The 23,807-nt window shown below is 49.0% G+C and carries 24 protein-coding genes and 1 pseudogene; 7 read left to right on the forward strand and 18 right to left on the reverse strand.

Features of this window, described 5'->3' with window-relative positions:
* Positions 1–80 precede the first annotated feature (80 nt).
* The 5 genes from ACES2G_RS11615 to ACES2G_RS11635 all read right to left on the reverse strand — a co-directional run bounded on the left by ACES2G_RS11615 (position 81) and on the right by ACES2G_RS11635 (position 4,307).
* Positions 81–1,370 (reverse strand): putative Na+/H+ antiporter, encoded by a 1,290-nt coding sequence (locus ACES2G_RS11615; RefSeq protein WP_374000231.1) that lies wholly within the window; start codon positions 1,368–1,370, stop codon positions 81–83.
* Positions 1,371–1,454: 84 nt separating this feature from the next.
* The gene (locus ACES2G_RS11620) at positions 1,455–1,751 is read right to left on the reverse strand and encodes a hypothetical protein (RefSeq protein WP_374000232.1); all 297 of its coding nucleotides are present in this window, start codon (positions 1,749–1,751) and stop codon (positions 1,455–1,457) included.
* Positions 1,748–2,485: a hypothetical protein gene (locus ACES2G_RS11625; protein ID WP_374000233.1), complete on the reverse strand. Its 738-nt coding sequence runs from the start codon at positions 2,483–2,485 to the stop codon at positions 1,748–1,750. Before ACES2G_RS11625 ends, ACES2G_RS11620 begins: the two co-directional genes overlap by 4 nt.
* Before the next feature lie 66 nt (positions 2,486–2,551).
* The gene (locus ACES2G_RS11630) at positions 2,552–3,403 is read right to left on the reverse strand and encodes an HNH endonuclease family protein (protein WP_374000234.1); all 852 of its coding nucleotides are present in this window, start codon (positions 3,401–3,403) and stop codon (positions 2,552–2,554) included.
* A gap of 139 nt (positions 3,404–3,542) precedes the next feature.
* A complete protein-coding gene (locus tag ACES2G_RS11635) occupies positions 3,543–4,307 on the reverse strand; it encodes a hypothetical protein (protein WP_347358707.1) in 765 nt (254 codons plus the stop codon).
* A 189-nt stretch (positions 4,308–4,496) separates the two neighbouring features.
* Here ACES2G_RS11635 and ACES2G_RS11640 point away from each other — a divergent pair, with 189 nt between their 5' ends.
* Together ACES2G_RS11640 and ACES2G_RS11645 are read left to right on the forward strand one after the other, a co-directional pair.
* Positions 4,497–5,513, forward strand: a complete 1,017-nt coding sequence (locus ACES2G_RS11640; protein ID WP_347358706.1) for a hypothetical protein — start codon at positions 4,497–4,499, stop codon at positions 5,511–5,513.
* An 11-nt stretch (positions 5,514–5,524) separates the two neighbouring features.
* Positions 5,525–6,229 (forward strand): Crp/Fnr family transcriptional regulator, encoded by a 705-nt coding sequence (locus tag ACES2G_RS11645; protein ID WP_347358705.1) that lies wholly within the window; start codon positions 5,525–5,527, stop codon positions 6,227–6,229.
* Between the two features lie 34 nt (positions 6,230–6,263).
* Here the strand turns inward: ACES2G_RS11645 and ACES2G_RS11650 are convergent, their stop codons facing one another.
* Complete coding sequence (locus ACES2G_RS11650; RefSeq protein WP_347358704.1) at positions 6,264–7,538, reverse strand: acetyl-CoA hydrolase/transferase C-terminal domain-containing protein; 1,275 nt, start codon at positions 7,536–7,538, stop codon at positions 6,264–6,266.
* Between the two features lie 106 nt (positions 7,539–7,644).
* Between ACES2G_RS11650 and ACES2G_RS11655 the strand changes: the two genes are divergently transcribed.
* The 3 genes from ACES2G_RS11655 (at position 7,645) to nrdD (ending at position 10,748) form a co-directional block, all read left to right on the forward strand.
* A complete protein-coding gene (locus ACES2G_RS11655) occupies positions 7,645–8,289 on the forward strand; it encodes a Crp/Fnr family transcriptional regulator (protein ID WP_347358703.1) in 645 nt (214 codons plus the stop codon).
* Between the two features lie 96 nt (positions 8,290–8,385).
* Positions 8,386–8,853, forward strand: a complete 468-nt coding sequence (nrdG, locus tag ACES2G_RS11660) for an anaerobic ribonucleoside-triphosphate reductase activating protein (RefSeq protein ID WP_347358702.1) — start codon at positions 8,386–8,388, stop codon at positions 8,851–8,853.
* Positions 8,850–10,748: an anaerobic ribonucleoside-triphosphate reductase gene (nrdD, locus tag ACES2G_RS11665; RefSeq protein WP_347358701.1), complete on the forward strand. Its 1,899-nt coding sequence runs from the start codon at positions 8,850–8,852 to the stop codon at positions 10,746–10,748. Before nrdG ends, nrdD begins: the two co-directional genes overlap by 4 nt.
* Here the strand turns inward: nrdD and ACES2G_RS11670 are convergent.
* From ACES2G_RS11670 to ACES2G_RS11705, 8 genes and pseudogenes are all read right to left on the reverse strand, one after another.
* Positions 10,690–11,754 (reverse strand): annotated as a pseudogene (locus ACES2G_RS11670) (NnrS family protein); the annotation flags it as partial. The gene nrdD and the pseudogene ACES2G_RS11670 overlap by 59 nt on opposite strands.
* A gap of 102 nt (positions 11,755–11,856) precedes the next feature.
* Positions 11,857–11,994, reverse strand: a complete 138-nt coding sequence (locus tag ACES2G_RS11675; protein WP_374000235.1) for a hypothetical protein — start codon at positions 11,992–11,994, stop codon at positions 11,857–11,859.
* A 111-nt stretch (positions 11,995–12,105) separates the two neighbouring features.
* On the reverse strand, positions 12,106–13,557 hold the full coding sequence (locus tag ACES2G_RS11680; RefSeq protein ID WP_374000236.1) for a methyl-accepting chemotaxis protein: 1,452 nt from the start codon (positions 13,555–13,557) through the stop codon (positions 12,106–12,108).
* Positions 13,558–13,613: 56 nt separating this feature from the next.
* Complete coding sequence (locus ACES2G_RS11685; RefSeq protein ID WP_374000237.1) at positions 13,614–14,228, reverse strand: hypothetical protein; 615 nt, start codon at positions 14,226–14,228, stop codon at positions 13,614–13,616.
* A gap of 120 nt (positions 14,229–14,348) precedes the next feature.
* On the reverse strand, positions 14,349–16,175 hold the full coding sequence (locus tag ACES2G_RS11690; RefSeq protein ID WP_374000238.1) for a nitric oxide reductase activation protein NorD: 1,827 nt from the start codon (positions 16,173–16,175) through the stop codon (positions 14,349–14,351).
* 4 nt (positions 16,176–16,179) lie between these two features.
* Positions 16,180–16,950, reverse strand: coding sequence for a CbbQ/NirQ/NorQ/GpvN family protein (locus tag ACES2G_RS11695; RefSeq protein ID WP_347358696.1), 771 nt, complete (start codon positions 16,948–16,950; stop codon positions 16,180–16,182).
* Positions 16,950–18,275 (reverse strand): cbb3-type cytochrome c oxidase subunit I, encoded by a 1,326-nt coding sequence (locus tag ACES2G_RS11700; protein WP_374000240.1) that lies wholly within the window; start codon positions 18,273–18,275, stop codon positions 16,950–16,952. Before ACES2G_RS11700 ends, ACES2G_RS11695 begins: the two co-directional genes overlap by 1 nt.
* Positions 18,276–18,282: 7 nt before the next feature.
* Positions 18,283–18,966: a c-type cytochrome gene (locus ACES2G_RS11705; RefSeq protein ID WP_347358694.1), complete on the reverse strand. Its 684-nt coding sequence runs from the start codon at positions 18,964–18,966 to the stop codon at positions 18,283–18,285.
* Positions 18,967–19,124: 158 nt separating this feature from the next.
* On the opposite strand from ACES2G_RS11705, the gene ACES2G_RS11710 reads away from it, so the two are divergent.
* Positions 19,125–19,853: a Crp/Fnr family transcriptional regulator gene (locus ACES2G_RS11710; protein ID WP_347358693.1), complete on the forward strand. Its 729-nt coding sequence runs from the start codon at positions 19,125–19,127 to the stop codon at positions 19,851–19,853.
* A complete protein-coding gene (locus ACES2G_RS11715; protein WP_347358692.1) occupies positions 19,795–20,310 on the forward strand; it encodes a hypothetical protein in 516 nt (171 codons plus the stop codon). Before ACES2G_RS11710 ends, ACES2G_RS11715 begins: the two co-directional genes overlap by 59 nt.
* A gap of 57 nt (positions 20,311–20,367) precedes the next feature.
* Here the strand turns inward: ACES2G_RS11715 and ACES2G_RS11720 are convergent, their stop codons facing one another.
* From ACES2G_RS11720 to nirK, 4 genes are all read right to left on the reverse strand, one after another.
* Positions 20,368–20,625: a DUF2249 domain-containing protein gene (locus tag ACES2G_RS11720; RefSeq protein WP_347358691.1), complete on the reverse strand. Its 258-nt coding sequence runs from the start codon at positions 20,623–20,625 to the stop codon at positions 20,368–20,370.
* 65 nt (positions 20,626–20,690) lie between these two features.
* Complete coding sequence (locus ACES2G_RS11725) at positions 20,691–21,305, reverse strand: SCO family protein (protein ID WP_374000241.1); 615 nt, start codon at positions 21,303–21,305, stop codon at positions 20,691–20,693.
* 15 nt (positions 21,306–21,320) lie between these two features.
* Entirely contained in the window at positions 21,321–22,070 is a 750-nt protein-coding gene (locus ACES2G_RS11730) for a formylglycine-generating enzyme family protein (protein WP_374000242.1), read from the reverse strand.
* Positions 22,071–22,100: 30 nt separating this feature from the next.
* Complete coding sequence (gene nirK, locus ACES2G_RS11735; protein WP_347358688.1) at positions 22,101–23,516, reverse strand: copper-containing nitrite reductase; 1,416 nt, start codon at positions 23,514–23,516, stop codon at positions 22,101–22,103.
* Positions 23,517–23,807 lie beyond the last annotated feature (291 nt).

Genomic DNA, 23,807 nt, shown 5'->3' on the forward strand with positions numbered 1-23,807 from the left:
AGGGGCTTGTCTAGCCCCCTTCAAAAATAATTTAAAAAGAATCTTATTATAAAGCCCGAAGTACTATTTTGACGGACCTTTTACAGCAACCACAAACAACTGATAGCAACACCCGTAGGAACCAACGCCGCTATCAGCAGATTCAAAGGCTTGATCCCGCCCGGGAATTTATGACTCAAAATCGAATACCCCGCTGCATTGGGAGCATTGGCAATAATAGTCAAACCACCGCCAGCGATGGCACCGGCCACCAGAGCATATTTGCTGGGATCACTTAAACCTTCAACTTGCGATCCCAAATATGTCAAAGCGGCATTATCAGTAATGGCTGTCAATCCCACCGCTCCTTTAAAGAGCAGCAAGTCACTCATACTGCCCAGAAGCGGCGCCAGCCACCACTTTTGGAAGGCACCAAACTGAATGATCCCCCCTAGGAACATGGCAACTAACAAGCTTTCCTTCAAACGCAAAGTATCCTGATATCGCTGGGTCACCGCCGCCACACCCAAGAACAAAAGGAAGATACCCATAAAGGCATTTTGATAGTGAGCCGTCACTACGATCCCGGTCAGGAACAACAAATGCACCATTGTAACTGGGAATGGAATCGCCGCCTGAGCCCCCGCCAGACGGGTTTCAACTTCGCGTAAAGTGATACAACCATCTTTAAGTTCTTTGCGGAAGATCGCCAGCAACAAACAGGTATTGATAACCACGGCAATCGCACTTTTCCAACCAAAGTGCGTGAAGACAAACGCAAAATCCCAATTCCACTTCCCTGCCACCATTAAAATTGGCGGTGCCGCAAACGGCGTCAAAGCTCCACCAATAGAGATATTCACAAACAGCACTGCGATCAACGCATAGATCAGCTTGTTGGTTTCTTTCTGCAGCATGGAATTAAGCATAAATGCCGTAACTGTCATGGCTGCAGGCTCAGTGATAAAGCTACCACTTAAAGGCCCTAAAATCAGCACGACAAAAATATCCGTTAAAACAGCTGGCGTTTTAAAGATCTTTTGAATCAAAGAGCTGACGAACAAAATCCCCTTGCGTCCCGCCGCCAACACCGGGCGTGTGGAGCAAACCACCATAATGGCAAAAATAAAGAACGGTTCAATGAAGTTCAGGCCTGTTTGATACTCCATAGCGCTTTGCCAACCTTCAAGGCCGATAAAGATCGCCATAAACAAAGCCGCCCAAATCGCAAAGACCGCTTCAATTTCTCCAAGCAAATGTAAGACATTGCTCCATAAAGAGTCTTTGGGGAAGTGATGAGACCAGGCCAGAATTTTTCCCACCATAAATGTGTGAATGACGGCCAAAGCAAAGAGGATTGTTCCGATAAGTTCAACTGTTGTGTATGTCATACAAACATACTAAACAGACTCGAAAAGCTCTGCCAAACAGAACCGGAAATCATCATGTCGATTTTGCGTTGAGTCCACTAGCCGCTATTTCTTGACACAGGCGCCTTTGCGGCACACCTGGCCTGCCGAACACAGAATTTCTTTTTCGAGCACTTCTCCGTTTTGACAGGCGAACTCCAGCAGTTTTTGCGAATCCAGACAACGGTCAAACTCTTTGATCATTTGTGAATAACAACTGTCACCAAGACAATTGTCATCCCCCAACGAATAAACAATTTTTCCCGCGGTCTCGGGAATCAAGCCCTTGTCAGAGTCCTCACACACTTTTGCAAAGGCCATCGAGGAAACACAAAGAATTGCGACGACTAGAATTTTTCTCATGGTGCCACCTCACAACGGAAGGCTTTGGTCAAAGAGGCATTGGTTTTCCACTCACGATCTTTTTTCGGAGGCCCACATTGCACAGAAAGCTCCAGCACAACCGCACATTCCGCTTTACCCAGCTTTTCGGTTTTCATGCGAATGACTGAGGCATACGAACATGGCGACTGGCACTTGCGATCTTCCAGAAAGCTGCCGAATTCATTTTTACCCATTAAAGTTTCCTGGGCAAATGTGCTGGCTTTTTCCTGACAGGCCTTTTCATCCCCCACCAAGCGGAAGGCTTTTTGGAAAGATTTTTCCAGTTGCTTTACGCCATATTTGGAAGCCTCGCCCGCTGACACTTGTAAAACTGTATAAGAGGCCGGACAAGATGCGTCCGCCACCGTTGCCGTGGGCTCTGTCTTGATTTCCACCACAGGTGAGTTCACTTTGGAACAACCGCCGGGACATCCGCCCGGATCTTTCAGGAAAGCCTGCTGAAGACCATTGAGCTTTTCAAAAAGCCCCTTCATCTTGCTGGAAGCACCCAAAAGGCCATAAGTAATTTCCGGCATTTTTTCAGTTTTCGCCGGCACCTTCACCTGGCAATGGGCTTCATTCTTTTTATCAAGCTCCTGACAAAGGCTTTTTAAATCCTGCACCGTGGACTTGGAACTGGCACCGCAGGATTCCTGGGAATGCGCAGCTCCTGGGCCGAACACCAAAAATGTAAGAAGAAGAACTGTTTTCATGAGAATCTTATCGGCAAAACAGCTCCTGGAATTGAGGCAAAACAGGACCTATTTCCAGTCCTTTTTTTATTGGCACAGGGACAGATTGTCGGCGATGAACTGACGCTGCCCTGCCAACTCAGCCGCGCTATAGACGAACTGATTCACATCACAGTGATTTTCCTGAGCCAGCTCCAGTACGCGGTCTTTTTCTGGCGGCGTAAGTCCCAAGGTCCAGATCATTTTCACCTTCAACCACTGCACCAGATACTGGCAGCGATAGGCGGGATTCGGCGGCATATAACCTTCAGGAGTCTTGTCGCTTTTGGAGGCGTTTTCTTTGCCATACACCGCCAGCAGATGGAATTCATTCCCCAGGAAGTTACCATAAAGACAGCGTTTGGTTTTGTTCCATTTATAGGCGCCGCTGATATACGCGTTTTTCAAAGGGACGAAGTGGTCAATCTGAATGTCGCTGGCTCGTGTATAAGAACGATCACCATAAGGATCTTGCCACTTTCCGGCAGACACCGAGCATCCATTTGAAGAAAAATCCACCGTACCTTCAGAATCCCGAATCAACACCTTTGCACGAGTGTTGTAACAAACATCATCACGGCGATCATTCAGCCAGCCACCAAAATGCTTTGCGCGATTGTAGGGCTCCGTCACGTCGCCATAGTTTTCATTATGATGATCAAATTGCAAAAGCGAGTACAAACGGTTGCGAAGTTCATTGAAAAATTCTTCAGAATCAGAAAGCAGCTGGTGGGCTGCGGCCAAAGGATCAGAAAACGATGCTGACGGGTTTTGTAACGACTCCCCTTCCTTGACTGTGTAGTAGTCATCAAATCGGGGGTTGGCGATTTTATTTTCAGCCAGGGCCTGAGATTTTCCGAAAGTGGCCACCAACATCATCACAAGAAGCGATTTCTTCATGAAGTCTCCAAATCCTTTTAGAGCATCGTTGTTTTCTTATTAAAAAAAGAAATCTGCGTATTTGCAAAGAATAATTCGTGCGACCGCAAATAAAAACGGAATCTCAACAAAAAGGGCGAACAAACCCACCGCCAGCCTATCAATACACTGAAAAGTCAAAGTACATACTTTTTGGGAAGGCTTGGGTGTTCACCTCGCCATTATTTAAAAGAGCTCTGATGATTTCACATCTTTCAGGCTCCTTATCAAAGTTGCAGACCTTCAGTTCGTTTTTAAATTTTTGTAGATCGACCAGGGTTTCTTTGTCCGGCTGATAGGCCCAGGAATCAAACAGAGGAATACCATCAACGCTTCCCACCTGCTTCTCGGCCCGATGACAGGATCGGCAATTTGTGCCCGAGTTAAAAAGAACATTGCTGTAGGGCTTTCCTTTTGCAATCCGGTCCAGGATCGGAAACTCAATTTCAGCCTTGATAGATGTTGTTGCCGAAGTCTGATAGCTCAGCTCAAGAAAGTCCTTTCCCCGTCCCTCTGGCACGACGGACATGAAAAGTTTTTCGTTTAAAATAAAAATGCGTGGACTGCGATTGCCAACTGCAGGCTGGCCACTGATCTGACTGTTCGTCAGAGTGACATTCAAAGGACGCTCCAAGCTTTCCAAAAAGCAGCGCACCGTGACTGGCTTAGGCAATGAGTTCAGCAGGACAACAACGTCTTCAATTGTGGCGGGCTTTCCCGACACGCCCTGGGGAGCCGTGCATTTGGCGGAAGACTGCGAAATTGGCGCTGCAGAACTGGACACCGCAACAGTATCAAAAGTTGCAGCCGGAGAGCACCCCACACCCCACCAGGATGTCATCAATAAGGACAGAACAACGGCACTATGAGTCTTGGCAATGTTCATATCCCGTAGGGTATCAACCCACAAAATATCGAAGAAAGGTGGATATTTCAGTTTTTGACGTGGAGCTATAGGTTCGACATAAAAACGAAATTTTCCAATGGAGCGTCTTAACTTAAGACAATCACTCGGGGCGGCGGGCAAAGAGCAATTTGTTAGACTTCCGTGAAAGGATTGCCTACAACAGGGATTATGTTACGCGTCGGTCGATTCCGCCATCGCCTTCTGGATGATGGTTTTTTGAAAAATCAAAGTGCTCTGGCACACCAATGTCTGCAGCCGTTTCTGAATCTTTGGCGCAGCAATGCCTTGTCCGATACGGAAATCGCGGCCGTATATATTGCTGTTTTCTCGTTTTTGCGCCGACCTACTGATTTCCTTGGTGGCCCCCACAATCAGCCTTTGGCAGTTCCCACTCGCCAGTCCTCTTTCCGGGCACGCGACTTTTTGGATCTTCTGCGCCGCGAGCTTCCAGAAACGCTTTGCAACGTCAAATCCTTGCGTCGTTTTGATCACGACGGGGATTTTTTAACATACTTTTGTTCGCAAAGCTGGCGCTCCATTCCCCTGTCCGTGGCTCAGTCGCTGATGGCCTGGCAGGCCGGGAAATATCCTCTGCAGCTTCTTGACTATGTTCCCACCCCTTTTGAAGTTTTGTCGTTACAAACTCAGGGGCAGCGCTGCGTCTCGATGCTACAAACTCAAGATGAAATGCAGAATTTTGTCGAAGAAGGACGAGATGTTTTAGGGTTCATTGTGCACGACTTGATCCATGCAGATCATTTCTTTGCAGATCCAGCGAAAGCCGCCGCGCAGGTGCACTTCAGCCAGCGCCTGGCTGTCATCTTTGCCCTGCCAAAAATTCAAGAAATGTTGAAGGCAGATGCTGTTTTCAAGTCCGAGTTTGAGTACCTGATGTCGGATATGAACTCATTTCCTCTGCATTTGCTTAAAACGCTGAAAGCCGTCCTTTTGGGCTATTTCAAGCGCCGGGAGGGTTTGGACATGAAAAGCCCCCTGCCAGCTGTCGCAGAACAGGAGTTCCAGGATCTCTATGGGGCCAGCCTCAAGCCCTGGAATTTCCGTATGGACGCATTAAATGCAGCTCAGCGTCTCAATACGCCTCTGTTCGAAAGTCCAAATGACGAACATTTGCTACACCACGCTCTCTCAATAAACTTTCATGACGGCCCCGCAATTTTCTGCTAAGCTGGGGGTCTATGTCCTTGAAAAAAGATTGCGGTCAAACGCCAACAAGTCTCGACTCGTGCAAAAACTGCGAAACGCGTTTTGACAGTCTTCTGTGCTCGTCTCCAGACGTGTTGCTGATGATGGAAAAAGCTCGTGTTACCTGCCACTTTAAAAGTGGTCAGGTGATTTTCTATTCCGGCAACGATCCCCTGGGAATTTTCACCATCCAAAAAGGACTGGTGAAGTTGGAAGTCACTTCGCCTGCAGGCGCTGCACACACACTGCGTTTGATCGGTCCGGGCGGCACTTTGGGGTATCGCTCTTTGTTTGCCAGTGAGCCCTACCATGCCTCCGCCGTCGCGGTGGAGGACTGTGAACTTTGCTTTGTTCCCAAAGCAGAAATTATGAGTATCTTTAAAACTCACCCTGACCTGGCCATGAAACTGCTTTCGCACATCTCAAAAGATCTGCGTATGGCGGAAGAAAAATGGATGGGTCAGATGGACAAAGGTGCTTCTGAGCGCATTGCTGAGGCGCTGTTGTTCTTGCAAGAGCACTTCATCCATCAAAGCTGGACACGCCGGGAAATCGCGCAGTGGGCAGGAACCACGCCTGAAACCGTGATTCGCACCCTTTCACAGTTTGAAAAAGATGGCATCATCGATCAAACTGACGGGCGCAATATTCGCATTCTTTCCAAAGACAAATTGCGCGAACGCGCCGATATCCAGTAAGCGGCCTCCCGCCGCCTACTGCCAACTTTTCTTCTTAGACATCAAAAAGCATCGCATGGGCTTGACGGCTTAGCTCTTCACGCACTTCCGGAGCAGCAATCGCAATCAAGGCCTCGGCTCTTTCTTTCAGTGTTTTTCCAAACAATGGTGCCACACCGTATTCGGTCACCACGTAATGCACGTGGGCTCGGGTGGTCGTCACACCTGCACCTTGTTTCAACGTCGGAACAATCTTGGAAACACCCTTCTTAGAGCTGGATCGCAAAGCAATGATGGGCTTGCCTCCCGGGGACAAAGCGGCTCCCCTCATGAAGTCCATCTGCCCGCCAATACCTGAATAGATCCGACTGCCAATGGAGTCGGCACAGATCTGCCCGGTCAAATCCACTTCGATGGCACTGTTAATAGCGATCATCTTGGGGTTCTGGCGAATCACATGCGTATCATTCGTATAGCAGGCATCCATCATCATGACATCCGGGTTGTCATCGATAAAGTCATACACCTTGCGCGAACCAATCACGAAGCTGGAAACCACTTTCCCGGTCAGGCGCGGCTTCAGGCGGTTGGTGATGGCTCCGGCTTTGTATAAATCAATCAAGCCATCTGAAAACATCTCAGTATGAATGCCCAGATCACGATGACCATGCAAAGATCTTAAAGTGGCATCTGGAATGGCTCCAATTCCCATTTGCAAAGTAGCACCGTCTTCGATCAGACTTGCGACATTCCGACCGATTTGCAGCTCTATATCGCCGGGATTGGCTGGCGCCACAACGTGCAGCTCTTCATCCACCTGAACAACACAATCGATTTTATTGAACTCGAACTGGGATTCTCCGAAAGTGCGAGGCATGCGCGGGTTGACCTGGGCAATGATCTTCTTCGCCGTTCGTACCGCGGCAATGGAAACATCCACTGAAGGCCCCAAACTGCACATACCATGACGGTCCGGAGGAGACACCTGAATCAACGCCACATCCAAAGGTACAATACCGCGATAAAATAACTGCGGAACTTCGCTCAGAAAAATCGGTACGAAACTAGAGTTGATATTGGGCCGGGCCTTACGAAGATTGGCCCCGTTAAAGAAGCTATGAACCTCAAAGCTCTTCTCATATCCGGGAAGTGCGTAGGAACAATCCCCTTCCGTATGAATGGCATAGATCTTCACATTTTCAAGTTCCGGAGCCCGACGTACCAGCGCTTTTACCAATTGTTGCGGTGTTGCCGCCGCAGTATGAATAAATACATGCTGGCCTGACTGAACATCCCTGAGAGCTTCGTCTGCAGATACAAACTTAGGCACGAATTCCTCCGTATCATCTGGTTTGCATCCTATCCGTTTAGGTGGGTACATCAAGCTTTAACATGACGTCCGCCCTATTTCCTGCTAAATTGATAACGAGGTGAATATGAAAAAGAATCCCGTGGACAGCTGCCCAATCTGTTCCACCCAGGAAGAAAAAGTCACAGAACAAATTCTGGGTGTGATCCAAAAAAAATCCTATCCAAAAAACACGGTCATCTTTGAACAGGAAGAAGAAGCCAAGGGCCTTTACCTGATCATCAAGGGCACAGTGAAAATTTCAAAAATCTCCCCTACGGGCAAAGAGGTGGTCCTGGGCCTTCTCGGCCCTGGAAAAACATTTGGCGAAGGCAGCCTGCTGGGGCAGCCGAAACAAGCCGATACAGCTTCGGCTTCTGAAAACTGCGAAATCTTCTATCTTCCTAAAAAAGACCTGCAGGATATCCTGACCAAACATCCTCTTCTGTATCAGTCGGTGGTTTCGTCCTTGGTGCGCTGGATGGCGAATCTGAATCAGGTCATAGAAAATATCAGCAACCCATCCGCACAAGACCGTGTCTTGAATTATCTGGAACGCTTGCAGTCTGAACAACAAACTCCAGTGGTTCACCTGGAAGGCAAGAAGCACGAAGTGGCGTTGATGCTGGGACTGCGTCCCGAGACTTTTTCACGCACCTTGGCAGAACTGGAACAGCAGGACGTCATTAAAATGAATCACAAGCAGATTCAAATACTGAAATCCGTTCGATAACACTAGACCACTACCGCTAGTGATCTACATCATGCTTTTCACGGATTTGTAGTGTTCAAATAAAAGTTCTCGTTATCCTTTTATCAGGAGCGGGGCATGAACATCTACAAGTACGACATCGTTTTCCAGGAAGTTCCACATCACATTTCTTTGGCCCTTTATGTCTGCGGCTGCCCGCTTAAATGTCCGGGCTGCCATTCGCCAGAACTGTGGACCGAAAAAACTGGCACTCCACTGACCACCCCCCTCTTACAATCATTGATCGAAAAGTATCGTCACAGAATTTCCTGCCTGCTGTTTTTGGGCGGCGAATGGCATGAATCCGAGCTTTGCGAGTTCCTGCAACTGGGGCGGAGTCACGGCCTGAAGACGGCCCTTTACACCGGGTTGGAGAAAGTTCCACTTCGTCTGGAAGAAAATCTTGATTACCTGAAAACCGGCCCGTGGATTCAAGCCCGGGGTGGCCTGGCGTCACCCACGACCAATCAGATCTTCAAAGATCTGAACACTCAACAGATTCTAAACCACCTCTTTCAACACAACACAAAGGAGACCTCCCTATGATCCGACTTACACCGGAACAGATCCAGAAGAAGATTGAATTCGTTCAACAATATAAAGCCGCCTCGAATGCCGCCGAAGGTTCTAAGTTGGATGCCAATGCCAATGTCACATTGAAAAATATTGCGACCTTGGAAGCCGAGATCAATAAAGACATCAATATCCAGATCAACCGCACTTTGGTGACGAATAAGATTTCCGAACTCTTCGGCCCCGAGCTGGGCCAGGAATACGTGCGCCAGATTGAAAGCCATGAAATCTATGTTCATGACGAAACATCCCTGAAACCTTATTGCGCCTCCATTTCCATGTATCCTCTGTTGCTGCAAGGCCTGAAAGATCTGGGGGGCGAATCCCAAGCGCCGCAACATTTGGAAAGCTTCTGTGGCTGTTTCGTCAATCTGGTGTTTGCAATTTCCGCCCAGTTTGCCGGGGCTGTCGCCACGGTAGAATGGCTGATGTACTTTGATCATTTCGCCCGCAAAGACTATGGCGACGACTATCTGCAAACCCACACCCGCCTGATCAACAATCACCTGCAGCACGTGGTCTATGCCCTGAATCAGCCGGCAGCGGCGCGTGGTTATCAGTCCGTGTTCTGGAATATTTCGGCCTATGACGAATACTACTTCAAATCCCTTTTCGGAGACTTCGTTTTCCCTAGTGGCGATAAACCACAATGGGACAGCGTCAAAAAACTGCAGGCGCACTTTATGTCCTGGTTCAATGAAGAACGCAAGAAAGCCATCCTGACCTTCCCAGTCGTCACAGCCGCAATGCTGATTGATGACAAAGGTCCCCGCGACAACGACTTTGCCGCGATGTGTGCCAGCGAACTGAGTGAGGGCAACAGCTTCTTCATGTATATGAGTGACTCGGCGGACAGTCTGGCCAGTTGCTGTCGCCTGCGCAACGAAATCTCGGATAACACCTTCAGCTATTCCTTAGGTGCGGGCGGAGTTGCCACAGGTTCCATCAACGTCATTACCATCAATATGAACCGTCTGGTTCAGAAAAAAATGGACCTTTTGACCACTGTCGAAAAAGTTCAGAAATACCAGGTTGCCTATCGCAAACTCATGCAGGAATACTTTGAGGCCGGACTGCTCAGCGCCTATACCGCGGGATTTATTTCTCTGGAAAAGCAATTCTTGACCATTGGGATCAACGGCATGGTGGAAGCAGCGGAATATTCGGGCTTAAGCATCGCCAACGAGGCCCCTTACAAAGACTTCGTGCGCGAAAAGCTGAAAGTCATCTATGATGCCAACAAAGCCGCCCGCCAAAAATTTGGCTATATGTTCAACACCGAGTTTGTTCCGGCAGAAAATCTGGGCGTCAAAAATGCCCAGTGGGACCGCAAGGAAGGACTGTATGTTCCCCGCGACTGCTACAATTCCTATTTCTATATTGTGGAAAACGACGATGTGAACTCGCTGGACAAAATGGACCTGCATGGAAAAGAAATGATGCAGTATCTGGATGGCGGATCCGCTCTGCACCTGAATCTGGAAGAAAAGCTGAGCGCCGACGGATTCCTGAAACTGATTCGTGCTGCGGCCCTTTCCGGATGCAACTACTGGTGTGTGAATATCAAAATCACCATTTGCAATGACTGCGAACATATCGACAAAAGAACGCTATACAAATGCAGCAGTTGTAACAGCGCCGATGTGGATCATGCCACACGTGTGATCGGTTACCTGAAGCGCATTTCCGCCTTCAGTAAATCCCGCCAGATCGAAGCCGCCCAGCGTTTCTATCACCCTACGACTTCACACGGATCATCTTCGGCAGGAAAATCCAGCCCCAGATCAACAGCCCCAGAATCCATGTATAAGACGCATAGACCAGGTGAGACTGATAGATATGCGGAGCAAAGCCCGCTGACAACCTAGTCAGCCCGGCAAAGCCCATCAAAAGGGCTCCAAGGAACAACCCCTTGGAGCTCTTTTCCAGCTCCATATCGTGTTTGCCATGGGACAAACTCACGCGGGTGGCGATCATAAATGTCATCAGCCCTAATCCGGAAACCAAAATCACATGTAACAAATGAATGCGGAACTCCGGAACGATCACCGTCGCCCATTGTCCCAGTATAATCATCCACGCAGCCCCCAATAAGAACCAGCTTTGAAAAGCCTTGCGCTGAGGTTTGCGGTGAATCTTCCAAAAACAGAGCCCGATAAAAGTCATCACCAGCGCACGCAGCAAGAATCCACTGCGAGCATGCACTAATATTTCAACGACAAAACTTCCCAGGAACAACACGGCAAGCAGCGAAAACAAACCGATGCGAGATTTGGTTTTTTTGGCAGCCTCTGTCGGCAGTGGTGCCCATCCCAGCAATGCCGGAATCAAACGACTTCCCACCCCCATCACCAGACACAGAACATAAGCCTGAAGCAGAAAAGTGCGGGCCAAAGAATATAAATTTCCCGGAACATCCAAAGTCTGTCCCAACAGCAGAGTCACGCTGCCGAACAATCCTGCCGCCAATCCCACGCCGACAAACAGAAATGAATCCGGCGGATTGCTTTTGCGATTAAAGAAACGACGGAACATGTAAACCATCAGGAAAACAAACAGCGCCGTCACAACGGCATAGAAATAGGTCTTGCTCTGAGGCAGAAGGCTTGCGAACAAAGACAGGATTAAAACCATCGACAGGTTTTGTTCCCAACGGGCGGGTTCAAAGCTGGATGTGAACTTGGGGGCAGCGGTCATCAGAAAGCCCGCTACGAAACAAAGGAAAAATCCACCCGACATGATTTCAGGATGATGCAATCCCGGGTAAGATACCAGATTCCAGGGGAACAGAATCCACAGCAAAACGCCCCAGACTCCCATTACCCAGCCAGCTGGAAAGAAATAGCGATAAGCATCCATTGAAGTCGTACTCATATTAGGCCTCACTTTGCCCTTTTCAGGGTCACCATGAACCTAACATGTGTCAATAGATGGAGCCTTGATTCCAATCAAGAAAGGGGGCTCTCAACCCCCTTTTTAGCCTCCGGCGATCCACATCCCAACCATAGCGGCGCCACACATACCCATAGTCGCTCCGAAAATCCCGATACAGGCTCCGGACACCATAAGAGTTCCAATCGCCCCACTGACAACAATATGCTTCACTGTCTCCATAATCTCCTCGCTTTCATGCTGGAAGATTACGGTGTGCCCGGCTGGCAAAACATGATTCACATCAAGTCGTCACAGATTCCCGAACTCAATCTGCTTATTCAATGATCCCGGTCATGCCCCCAGAACCATCACGTTCAGCTCGACCGTCAGTTGTTGAGTGGTTTCAGCCAGCCCGCCGATCTCTCCGCTGGTGGCGGCAATCTCTTCAGCCGAAGCGGCATTACTTTGCGATGCCTGATCCAGTTGATTCATGGCTTTGCCAATCTGCTGGATACCCGCACTTTGTTCGGCGGATGCGGCTGCGATCTCGTTGTTTAAATCCGCAACTTTCTTGACGGACTCCACGATCCCCCCCAGCACCACGCCGCTATTGGAGGCAATCTTGCTGCCCCTTTCGATCTGCTCTACAGACGTGCCGATCAATACGGCAATGTCCTTTGCCGCCACGGCACTTCGCTGCGCCAGACTGCGCACGGCTTCGGCCACAACTGCAAAACCTTTTCCCTGCTCTCCGGCCCGGGCCGCTTCCACCGCCGCATTCAATGCCAGAAGATTCGTTTGGAAGGCGATATCATCAATCACTGAAATGATCTCTTCGATCTTTTTAGAGGATTGAGAGATCTCTGTCATAGATTGAATCAAGCCCCGGATTTCACTTTCACCAGCTTCAGCGGCACTGCGCGAAGACGCCGAAACAGCAGCTGCCTGTCTGGCATTATCAGAATTGACCTGCACCATGGAAGTCAGCTCTTCCAAAGAAGCGACAGTTTCCTCCAAAGACGCGGCCGCCTCTGTGGAAGACTGAGACAGCGTTGTCCCCGCCTCGCTGAGCTGGGCCACGGAAGATGTCACATTGCCGCTGGCACCGGAAAGACGATTGGCGATAGTGGAAATACCCGTCGCCATACGCGAAGAAATCACCAGAATAATTGCGATGATGATCAAACTGGCCGAAGTGTTGATGATTCCAGTCCACCAGTAAACACTGCTTTGCACCCGTTCGGACTCGTGTCCTTCTTCTTCAGCGCGTTTTTCATAGGTCTTGGAAATTGCAATATTGTTCTTACCAATTTCACTGCCGATTTTCCAGATCTCCCCAAGAAGAAGATTGCGGGCTTCCATCATTTCAGCCGCGCTGCCTTTATCAACAAGTGCGACCACTTTTTCCAGCATCCCCAGATAGTGATCCTTGTTTTCGGTGATATACTGACGACTTTTCTGCTCCGTCTCAGAGCGCGCCGGGAACTTGGAATAAAGCGCAAAGTTGGTTTTCCATTCGTCAATGGACTCCCGGGCAATGGTAAGACGTTCTTTTTTTAACGTGGGATCATCCACCGTCATCGCCACAAAGATATTGTAACCATATCTGTTACGAGCAATGATCAGGTGATTTAACGCCGTTGTAGCAGGAATGATCTCGTCGTGAGCGGCTTCTAAAAAACCTCCAACTCGACTGATGCCATCAAAGGCCACCCAGGAAGAAATCGAAAAACCGATTACTGGTAAAATGGCCACCGCCAAAAGTCTTCCACGAATTCCCTTAAACCAAGACCAAAAATGCACCACAAACCTCCTGATGTAGCGCTTTAGGTCGGCTCATTTCCGAGGGATCTTTAGGATTATCTCCCCCCACCCGGCTGGATAATCACCACCACTCCCCACGAATGTTCGGCAGGAGGCAACGCCGCCTCGACGTTCAGCTCGATATTCTGATCCCAACGCCAGTTCACGCCGGCCTTCCAGGCGTGATCCTCTTGCAGGTATCTTTCCGCAATCACATCCAAATGGGCCCCACTCCACCGTACACCTGCTATCAATTCCGAATGCGCATCTTGGACTTCGGTCGACTCCCAACTGAAACGACCATACGGGGTCCATCTTGGGTGAATATCAAAAGAAGCCTCACCGCACAGATGTATGGTCTCGTCTCCGGACTCCTGAAAATATCCAGGCGAAAAAGCGACATGAGTAAAATCCGAAGACCAGGCTGAAATACTGCCGATACCGGTCCGAACACGCGTTTCACTTCCAGCATGTATCTGAGTCACGTTCAATGAGGGATTCAGCCACGACGAAACACCATAGCCTATCAGTGCTCCTTGAGACACTTCTTCGATTTCGTGCTGTCGTTGAAGTTCAACCTGCGCTCCGCCTTCGGGGTAGGCTCCGGCCAGTCCCAGCGCCAATGCCTGCATAGATGTCATCAATAAAAAGAAAATAACGAACCACTTCATCGGAAAGCTCCTTAGCTTGTGGTTCTGCCATAAATCTATCTTGAAAATGAAACAACGAATTCGAGCTAAATCATCCTGTCTGAAAACCGGATGAAAGCGCCACCTGACGGGGATCATCCCCTAACGTCGCAAGCGAGCCAATGTTTGAATCAGACTTTCGGGCAAGCAGGTTGGATCAGATAAAATTTCGTAAGAATAAAACATCTGCGGGAAATAATGTTTAGCGGCCTTTTCAATAGCAAAAGCCTTGGTGCTGATCTGCAAAGTTTCAGCCTCCTGACAAGCTTTGCGCATATCCTCAATTCCATAACGACCTTCATAGCCATCATAGTCCGTGGGCTTTCCATCCGTCAGAATCAAAAGAACTTTCTGACGAGCTGAACACTGGCGCAACAAACTTGTCGCATGTCGTATGGCTGGCCCCAGACGCGTGTATCCACGAGGCACCACATTCTGGGCCCGGGCAAAATAACGATCCCAGCTTTCATCCTGTTTTTTTAAAAATTCAAAGGCACAGTGATGCCGGGTTTCTGAAAAAGTCCCCGCAACAATGGTGTTTTCCTGAGCTTGAGTCTGCAACAAGCCCCACAACCCCACCGACTCCATTTCAATATCCAGGACACGACGGTTGGCCACATAGGAATCTGTTGAAAGACTGAAATCCAGAAGGATCAAAATCTGCAGTTCGCGATGACGCAAGAACTGACTTTGATAAAGATGCCCTGTGGAAGACACCTTGTTGCGCAGATCACTGAGGTGACGAACATATGCATCCAGATCCACCTCGGTGCCATCCAACTGTCCGCCCCGCCATTTTCTTTGATTTCTCACTTCATCCAGTTGGCGTCGGCAGCGCTCGATCAAAGGACCTTGCTTTTCCAGCAGATCGGCTTTGAGTTTTCCCTCAAGCCCCAGTTCCGGTGTGCTCACCTTCAAGCGACAAAAATCTGGCAACAACTGTTTTCTTTTAAAATGCCATTCCGGATAAAAAAAGAACTCATCCCCTTTTTCCAGTTTATGTCCGGCAGTATCCCGCGCTGGCCCTTGGGCAGAATCAGACTTAAAGAAAGACTCCGCCTCTTCTCCAGACCGGGTCACGTGCCGGGGTTGAATCTCTTGCAAAGCATCGCTGTGCTCCTGCAATTGATCCGAGCCGTCGGCCACCCGACTGCCCCCCTGATACTCGTCCACCGTTTCCATTTTTTCAAAAGAGTGCGTCACCGGATTGTGCTCTTCTTTTTCCAGATCCACCTCTTCTTTTTCAAAGTGGGTCTGCATGGTCATTTCAGATTCTTTTTTTTGAGGTGATTTCGGCGGTGGCATTTTTTCGGGCAAAGATGCCGTGGTGTTAGACACAGAACTTAGTCCGCCCCATAACAGCCACAAGTCCTCGGGAAAAGGTTCATTGCGCTTCAGTTTGGCCGGGTCAAGTCCGGCACCGGTGACTGATTCCGCCGAGGATAGCAGGTGTATCATCTTGCGCGCTGGCCCTGTCTTAGGCATTTTCAGTCTTTCAAAAAAATCCTGCAACAGTCCTTGATGAAAATCCGGGAACGAGGGATACACTGCCGATATCTGGGAATGCAATGCTGATTTATTCTGGGCAAAATGCAAAGCCCGGGTGTAAGAATTTTTTCCCAACTCGGGCCAGTGAATTTTCAATTTTTGAGCTGCGGCCAGATAGAGCGCCTGATGGATGTATAAATCCCGATTGCGATGACGCTCTCCAAAGAAATGAATTGATTCTGGAAGATAAACCACCCGGCCCATCACGCCGGATTGCCGGGCTGCATGAATCTCTATCGTATCGTCAAAGAAAGGCTGCAGCACCAAAGCCAGGGCCTTGTCACAGTCCTGCAGGTGATAGCGGCAGGATTCCAGCTCATTTTCCTGGCGGCGCTTTTTCCAGCGCACTGCTGCTTCGTAAATCTTCTCTGTGATATCCATAGCTTTACAAACTCAGATGAATTAAATCTCGCAGTCCTTCCTGCACTTGATTGTCATCAGAAAGACACTGCCCTACACCAAAAAGACAAGCCTGCCGCAAAGGCAACCCGGACTTGAACAGACGCGCGGCATGAACCAGAAGTCTGGTTGATACGGTCTCTTTCAACTCCAGATGTCTTTGCCCGCGGATCTTATTTCCCACTTCAACCAGACGCTGACAGGTTTTTAGATCAACTTCGGTCACCCGATGCAGAATCTCAGTCTCCAACTCTGCTGCCGGATAAGACAGGCTTATTGTTACAAATCTTTGCCGTGTTGAAGGTTTAAGTTCCTTGAAACCTCTTTGGTAGCCGGGATTAAAACTGGCCACACACATGAAACCCGGTGGCGCCATCAGCTCCTCATTCGTGCGATCGACATAAAGTTCGCGGCGATGATCCGTTAACGGATGCAAGGCCACGATCACGTCTTCGCGCGCTTCGGCGACTTCGTCCAGATACAAGATGGCACCTTCACGGACCGCCCGTGTGACCGGACCATCCTGCCACACAGTTTCAGAACCCTTGATCAGGAAACGCCCCAAAAGATCCGCACTGCTAGTGTCTTCATTGCAGGCCACCTTCACCAAAGGACGTCCCAGCTTTTCAGCCATATAGGACACCAGCTGACTTTTCCCACACCCTGTCGGCCCTTTAATCAGAAGCGGCAGTTGTTGTTCAAAGCACTTGGTAAAGACGTCGACTTCATTGGCGACCTCCCGATAGTAGGTGCTCATTACTTCACCTCACCCACAGGTTTTCCGAAACGGATGAAGTTCCAAACATAGGCACCAATTCCAAGCGAGAACAGCGATGCCGCCAGAACCAAGCCCAGGAAGTGCACTTCCACTTCTTTTTGCACTGCCAGGAAGTCCATTCCCATTTTTCTTTCCAGATACACCTGCGCAATTCCCGCAATACCAAATGCCACAGTCATCGCGGTCATGCCGATATTGGATGTCCAGAAGGCAAAAACATTCATCGGGGAATCCTGCAGATTACGGCCCGTCAACTTAGGCATCGCATACGCGATCAAAGCCAACACCAGACACGCATAGGCACCCCAGAAGGCCATGTGACCGTGCATTGCTGTCACCAGAGTTCCGTGTGTCCAGATATTCACTTGCGGGAGTGTATGTGCAAAGCCCAAGAACCCGGCGCCGACGAAGGACAGGATAGCCGTTGCCATCGTCCAGGCCATCGCCATCTTGTTTTCCGGATTTTTGCCACCCTTACGTGCCATCACTACGGCATAGATCGCAAACCCCAAGAAGGCCAGCGGCTCTAAAGCACCGAACAGACCGCCCACCAACAACCAGTAGCGTGGTGTGCCGATGTAGTAGTAGTGATGTCCTGTTCCCAGGATACCAGAAAGGAATGTGAAACCGACGATGATATAAAGCCATTTTTCAATGATCTCACGATCCACACCTGTCATTTTAATCAACAGGAAGGACATGATCGCACCCATGATAAGTTCCCACACACCTTCAACCCAAAGATGCACGACCCACCAGCGCCAGTAAGAATCCATTGTCTGGTGATCCGTATTGATCATGCCCGGCAAATACAATAATGCCGCCATCAAAAGCCCCAGGAACAACACGATACTTGTTGTAGTATAACGGCGGCCTTTCCAGATGGTGCCGCCAATCAGGAAGATGAACAGCAGAACGTCAATCACCACCAGATAATCCAACGGACGAGGGATTTCCAGGAACTTGCGCCCTTCCCACCAATTCATGTGGAAACCAATAATCGCCACGACTCCCACGGTAACCAGTGCACCTAATTGAACATAGGCCAACTTCGGGAAAATCAATTCGCGTTCGGTTTCTTCAGGGATTATGTAATAGGCGGCGCCCATAAATCCTGTCAGTAACCACACCACCAAAAGATTGGTGTGCGTCGCCCGGGCCGCATTGAATGGAATGATGTCATGCAAGCCATCCATCCCCATGTGCGCAAAGCCCATGATAAAACCATAAATCAACTGCAGGGTAAACAGCAGCATGCAAGTGGCAAAAAACCAGTATGATATTCTTTGTGTTTGATATTTCATGATGTCCTCACTTCACCTGGGAAAGATATGCAACCAATTCCTGGATCTGTTCATCCGTTAATGGCAGCTTTGGCATTTTTGAATCGCTCTTAAGCGCGAATGGATCTTTCAACCAGCCGGTCAAAAACTCACTGTCACGACGATTTCCGATACCGTCCAAAGCCGGACCAACCGTTCCACCTGTGCCATTCATGGTGTGACATGCCACGCATACCTGACCATAAATCGCGGGCTGACTGGTCGCCAAATGAACATCCGTCGCACTGACCGGCTTGACTAGATCTGGTTTCGGCGGGAAGCCGTTAAGATCCATTGTGCCGATCCATTTTAAAAAAGCGGTCAGGTCATTGATCTCTTCATCGCTGAAGTGATAGTTCGTCATCTGGCGATCATTGGGATACATCGCCTGTGGGTCCCGCAGCATGGCCTTAATAAAGATCTCGCCGCGTCTTTCCCACACCTTCGTCAGTTCAGGTGCATAATAGGCACCTTCACCCAGAATGGTGTGACAACCCATGCAGTTATTGCGATCAAAAAGATGCTTGCCACGAATCACGTCAGGGGTCATTTCCGCCTGATTGGTTTGTTTTGGAATGCGTTTGAAGGTATCAATGGTCAGCAACACAAAGGCTGCCGAACAGAGAACCGTTCCGATCACGAAAAAGTTTTTTGCCTGTGATTTTGTTAACATGATGCTCCCGACCTGTAAGTAGTCTTTATCAGTTAGTTAACATCCAACTGAGGAAGCTTCTTTGATCCAAATCAAGAATCCCCTATTAAAAACACCTTTTTTTGATCCCGATCATATCAGCCGCAAATTTCCCCGGGCATTCTGGCTATGAGGTCACTATGTCGAACATCGTCAATATACTCAAAAAACAGGATTTCCTTCGCAAATTCAGCGAACGGGATCTGCGTGAAATTTCTCCCTATTTCGAACTGGTGCACACCATGACCCGTCAGGTTCTTTTCGAAAAAGGGCAGCCTATTGAGCATATTTATCTGGTCCTGTATGGCTCATTTAAAATTCAAGAAACCATTGATCGCGACACGATCAAAATCTTCAATTTCCTGAGCCGGGACGAGTTTCTGGGGGTCGCAATGGCGGGGCTGCCCAATCCTCGATACCCCACCTCCGCAATCTCCAACGAGGAGGGAACTTTGCTTAAGATCCCGGTGGGCTTTTTCTTCGATACTCTGATGCAGATCCCGGATCTGCGCCGCCGCGTCAGCCGTCAGATCTCAGAACGTTTTCTGGAGTTTCAGAACGATGTCTGCAAATCTCACAAGCTGGCCCCCTTGCGCATCGCGGATTTTTTGTTGCGCCTGCTGGATCGGCAGGGCCCTGATCAAACCTACATTCAGATCCCTCTGACCCGGGCGGATATTGCCGATCGCGTTGGCAGCCAAAGCGAGACAGTGATACGCATTTTAAGTCAATGGACCAAAAGTGGTTGGATACGAACTGAAGGCCGGCACATCGAAATTCTGGATCGACAAGCTCTTACGGAGGTGCAAGGTGAAAGACCTTCTAAAAAAATTGCGCGAGGAACATCAGCAAATCCTGAAAATGTTTGATGAAAAGGTCAGCATTCTGGACATCATTCACTTCGTTGAAGAGGTTCATCACCCCTTGGAAGAGCAAGAGCTTTTCCCTGCGGTTTCCCAGAACCCCCTGCTTTGTCAGGGAGGCCCCTTATGCACCTATTTCCGGGGACTGGAATTGGATCTGAATCCCCAACAGGCCTCTCGCGAATATCTTTGTCGACTTTACACAAAAGGATTCCCGAGGCCGCGCCCCTATGCGAGCTTCGACTGGCTGACCCCGCAAAATCCGCTGAGTCTTCCCATGGATGAACACGTCCTTGGACATGAAATTGCCGAAGCACTCAAACTGCTTTCTTTTCCCAAATATCAGACGGACTTTCCGGATGCCTTCGAGCGACTCAGTCGCGACTATGAAAAACTGCTCAGGCAGCATATTGCCAAGGAAGACCAGTGTCTTTTCATTCTGTGTGAACGCATTCTGCCCTGACAGGCATCAGAAATAAAAAAAGAGAGAACTGTGTTCTCTCTTTCCCAGATTGTTCCGTTATTCGCAAAAACCGCAGCAACCTTCTTTTTTCTTTTTGGTCAGGCGCAGCTTCCACACTTGCGGGCCCTTTTCCAAATACTCGTCCACGAACTGATTCGGACGGGATTCGCCAAACTGGCGCAGCAATGGAATGGGGTCATGGTTGTTTACAATAACAATGCTGTCCCCGCCTTCAAGATTGTCAAAGCTCTCAAAAATAAAAGAATGCCGGTTCCGGGGATCGATTTTCTGGGCTTCAATAACGAACTCTTTCATGAAAAGTTCCTCCTGTTGTTTGAAACCACTTTATGAAAAACAATCCCCTTTGGCCTTGATCCAGATCAAGGGATGAACTTTATCAAATCTTTCGGGTCTCCGCTTGCACCGACCTGACGACCGCTCGGCACACCTTCGGCATCAAGTACGGTGATTATGTAGGAGTGATCATAGTCCCCACCTTCAACCTTGCTGTACTTGATTCCCAAAACACTGGCAATTTCACGAGGCACCTTGTCAGACTTTGCAGTCAACAGGTCCCACTGACTGCTCAGGTTTCTTTTTTTGGCATAGGCCTTTAAAACTTCTGGCGTATCCTTTTCCGGATCAAAGCTGACCAGAACAAACCGCACATCTTTCTTGCCCATTTCAGCCAGCTTCTTTTCCACCTGTTGCATTTGCGCCAGAATCATCGGACATGTATAGGCACAACTAGTATAGGCCATGGAGATCACCACGGGCTTGCCACGCAGCTTTTCCAGCTTGATAGTTTTCCCTTCGGCATCCAACAGGACCGAATTTAAATTATAAATCGATTCATCACTCAACGGGGCCGTTTCAGCCTTTTTGGCCGCCGGTGCCGCATGATGCTGATGGTGATCTTCTTTCGCTCCTGCCTGCGAAACCACAGCCGCACAGGCTGCCATTGCAATGATCGAGGAAACTTTAAAAGACTTCATATCTACTCCTTATTCTTAGCGATTCTTAGCGCAGCGAAAGCCCAGATTCTGCACTGTGTATTTGGCTTGCAAACTGCTTCTAAATGCAAATCTCATAAATGCTGCGTAATCGGCTGGATCCGCAGCTCCCGAGGCTCCAGCACCGCAGAACAGATCCTTATCCAGACCGCCATCTGCGCGGGATTCCCCAGTCACCAGTGAAGTGTTGAAATCCTCCACCCATTCCCAGATCAATCCGTGCATGTCATGCACGCCCAGATTGTTAGGACTGCTTTTGTTAACATTGTTCAAAGGCCACTCGGCCCCACGCCCATACCATTCCAAAATCAAGGTCTTGATCTCAGTTTCGTTATTGATGGGTCTTAATGCGACATATTCCCACTCATTTGTGGAAGGCAGTCGTTGACCTTTCCAGGCGCAGTATTCGCGCGCGGCAAACCAGCTGACCCGCACCACCGGTGAGGCCGCCATAACTTTATCGCCAAACTTCAGGTCCGAGACCCAGTAATTCAGATAGCTTTTGTCAGCGAATAATTTTTTTACTTTGGATTTTTGCCATTCCGGATTCTGACGGACAAACTCCAGGAATTCAGCGTTCGTAACAGGATGACTGTCGATATAAAAGGAGGCGACCTTCAGATTCTTCTGGTTCAGTTTTGCCGGCATCTTAAACTCGCCGGCAGGAACCAGAATATCCTGGGCCGCCCATGTTGGTTCGGTGCAAAGGACGGCCGCCAAAAGTAAACACCTTATTAGACCGCCCATTTCACTTCTCCTTTGTACTTTCCTTAAGTCCTACTTCTTACCAGCAGCGCGAACTGCTTTAACGTCTTCTGGAGTCACAACCTTTTTGGAGTTACCCCACATGCTGTAAACATAAGTCAGCACGTTCGCCGCATCTTCATCAGACAGAATCTGAGCTGGCATGATGGAGTTGAACTCTTTGCCGTTAACTTTGATCGGACCTTCCAAACCATGGATCACTGCAGAAATGGACTTGTCCTTGTTGTTCAGGAAGTCTGATTTTGCCAGCGGAGGGAATGCGCCGGGCAATCCTTTACCATCGCTTTGGTGACATGCGAAGCAAGAGGATTCGTAGATGCGCTTACCACCAGCAAGCTTCTGTTCCAATGTCTTGGCTGGTATCTGCTTCGGAGCTTCAGCACCGATCTCCTGGATCACACCGCCTTCAGGCAGATAGATACCGTCTTTAGTTTTACCGGAATATACTTCGTGGTCTTCCTTGCCTTCCACTTTCAGCATACCAATCGCACCCTTATTGAAGGCACGGAAGATGGAGTGGTCAACCAGGATGAATGTCCCAGTAGTATCCAGCTTGAATTCCACAATCGCAGATCCACCAGCAGGAACCAGTGTTGTCTGCACGTTGTTATTGATAAGTTTTCCACCTTCAACGTAGACCTTATCAAAGATCTCACCGATCACGTGGAATGAAGACACCAGGTTCGGTCCGCCGTTACCAACAAACATACGAACTGTTTCACCAGTTTTGGCTTTCATCGCATTGTCGCCAACCAAAGAGCCGACACTGCCGTTGAAGACCACATAGTCTGCGTTTTCTTCAACTGCTTTTGTCATGCTGAATGGTTGCAAGCCTGGAGCACCGTATTTACCCTTAGTGTAGAACTCACTTTGGAATACATAGAATTCGCGATCCACTTTCGGCAGACCTTCTTTAGGTTCCACCAAAATCAAACCGTACATCCCGTTGGCAATATGCATCCCTACTGGCGCTGTCGCACAGTGGTAAACATACAAGCCCGGGTTCAACGCCTTGAAGTTGAAAGTCGAACTGTGTCCCGGAGCTGTGAAGGAGCCTTCCGCGCCCCCACCTTGACCAGTCACAGCATGAAGGTCAATATTGTGCGGCAGTTTGCTGGAAGGGTGATTGTGCAGATGGAATTCCACCTGATCCCCTTCGCGGATACGGATGAACTTACCAGGAACGCTGCCCCCGAAAGTCCAGAAAGTGTAATCAACACCATCCGCCAAACGCTTTTTAACTTCTTTTGTTTCCAGATTAACAATCACTTTCGTTGCGTGTTTACGAGTGATTTGTGGTGGTACATTGGGCGCATCAGTCAGCACTGCGACCTCTTCACCCTTGATTGAATCCGCCATCGCCATGCCCGGCGGCAGCATAGCTATCGTCGCCAGTAGCATTAGTCTCTTGTAGTTCCAGTATTTCATCTTTTCTCTCCTTGATGAATGCTTTCGCAACTTCATATTCAACAACTTCCACATTTAAAAACATGACGGCCATCAATAGCCTGCAAAATTATGCATTTTTCCGCATGACTTGGTCCACCATTATTTGTTTGTTTTAATAAAAACCTGCCAAAGTTGATCAGAATCAATGATGATTCATACGAATGCTCTATACACTAGGAAGATTGTAGAAATGGAATTTCCGCTCGGATTCCCTGAAAAAACGGGTCAAGCCGAACTATTGCAACATTTTATGGCACCCAAAGGCCTTGG

Source organism: Bdellovibrio bacteriovorus, from assembly GCF_041888015.1.
Taxonomy (GTDB): domain Bacteria; phylum Bdellovibrionota; class Bdellovibrionia; order Bdellovibrionales; family Bdellovibrionaceae; genus Bdellovibrio.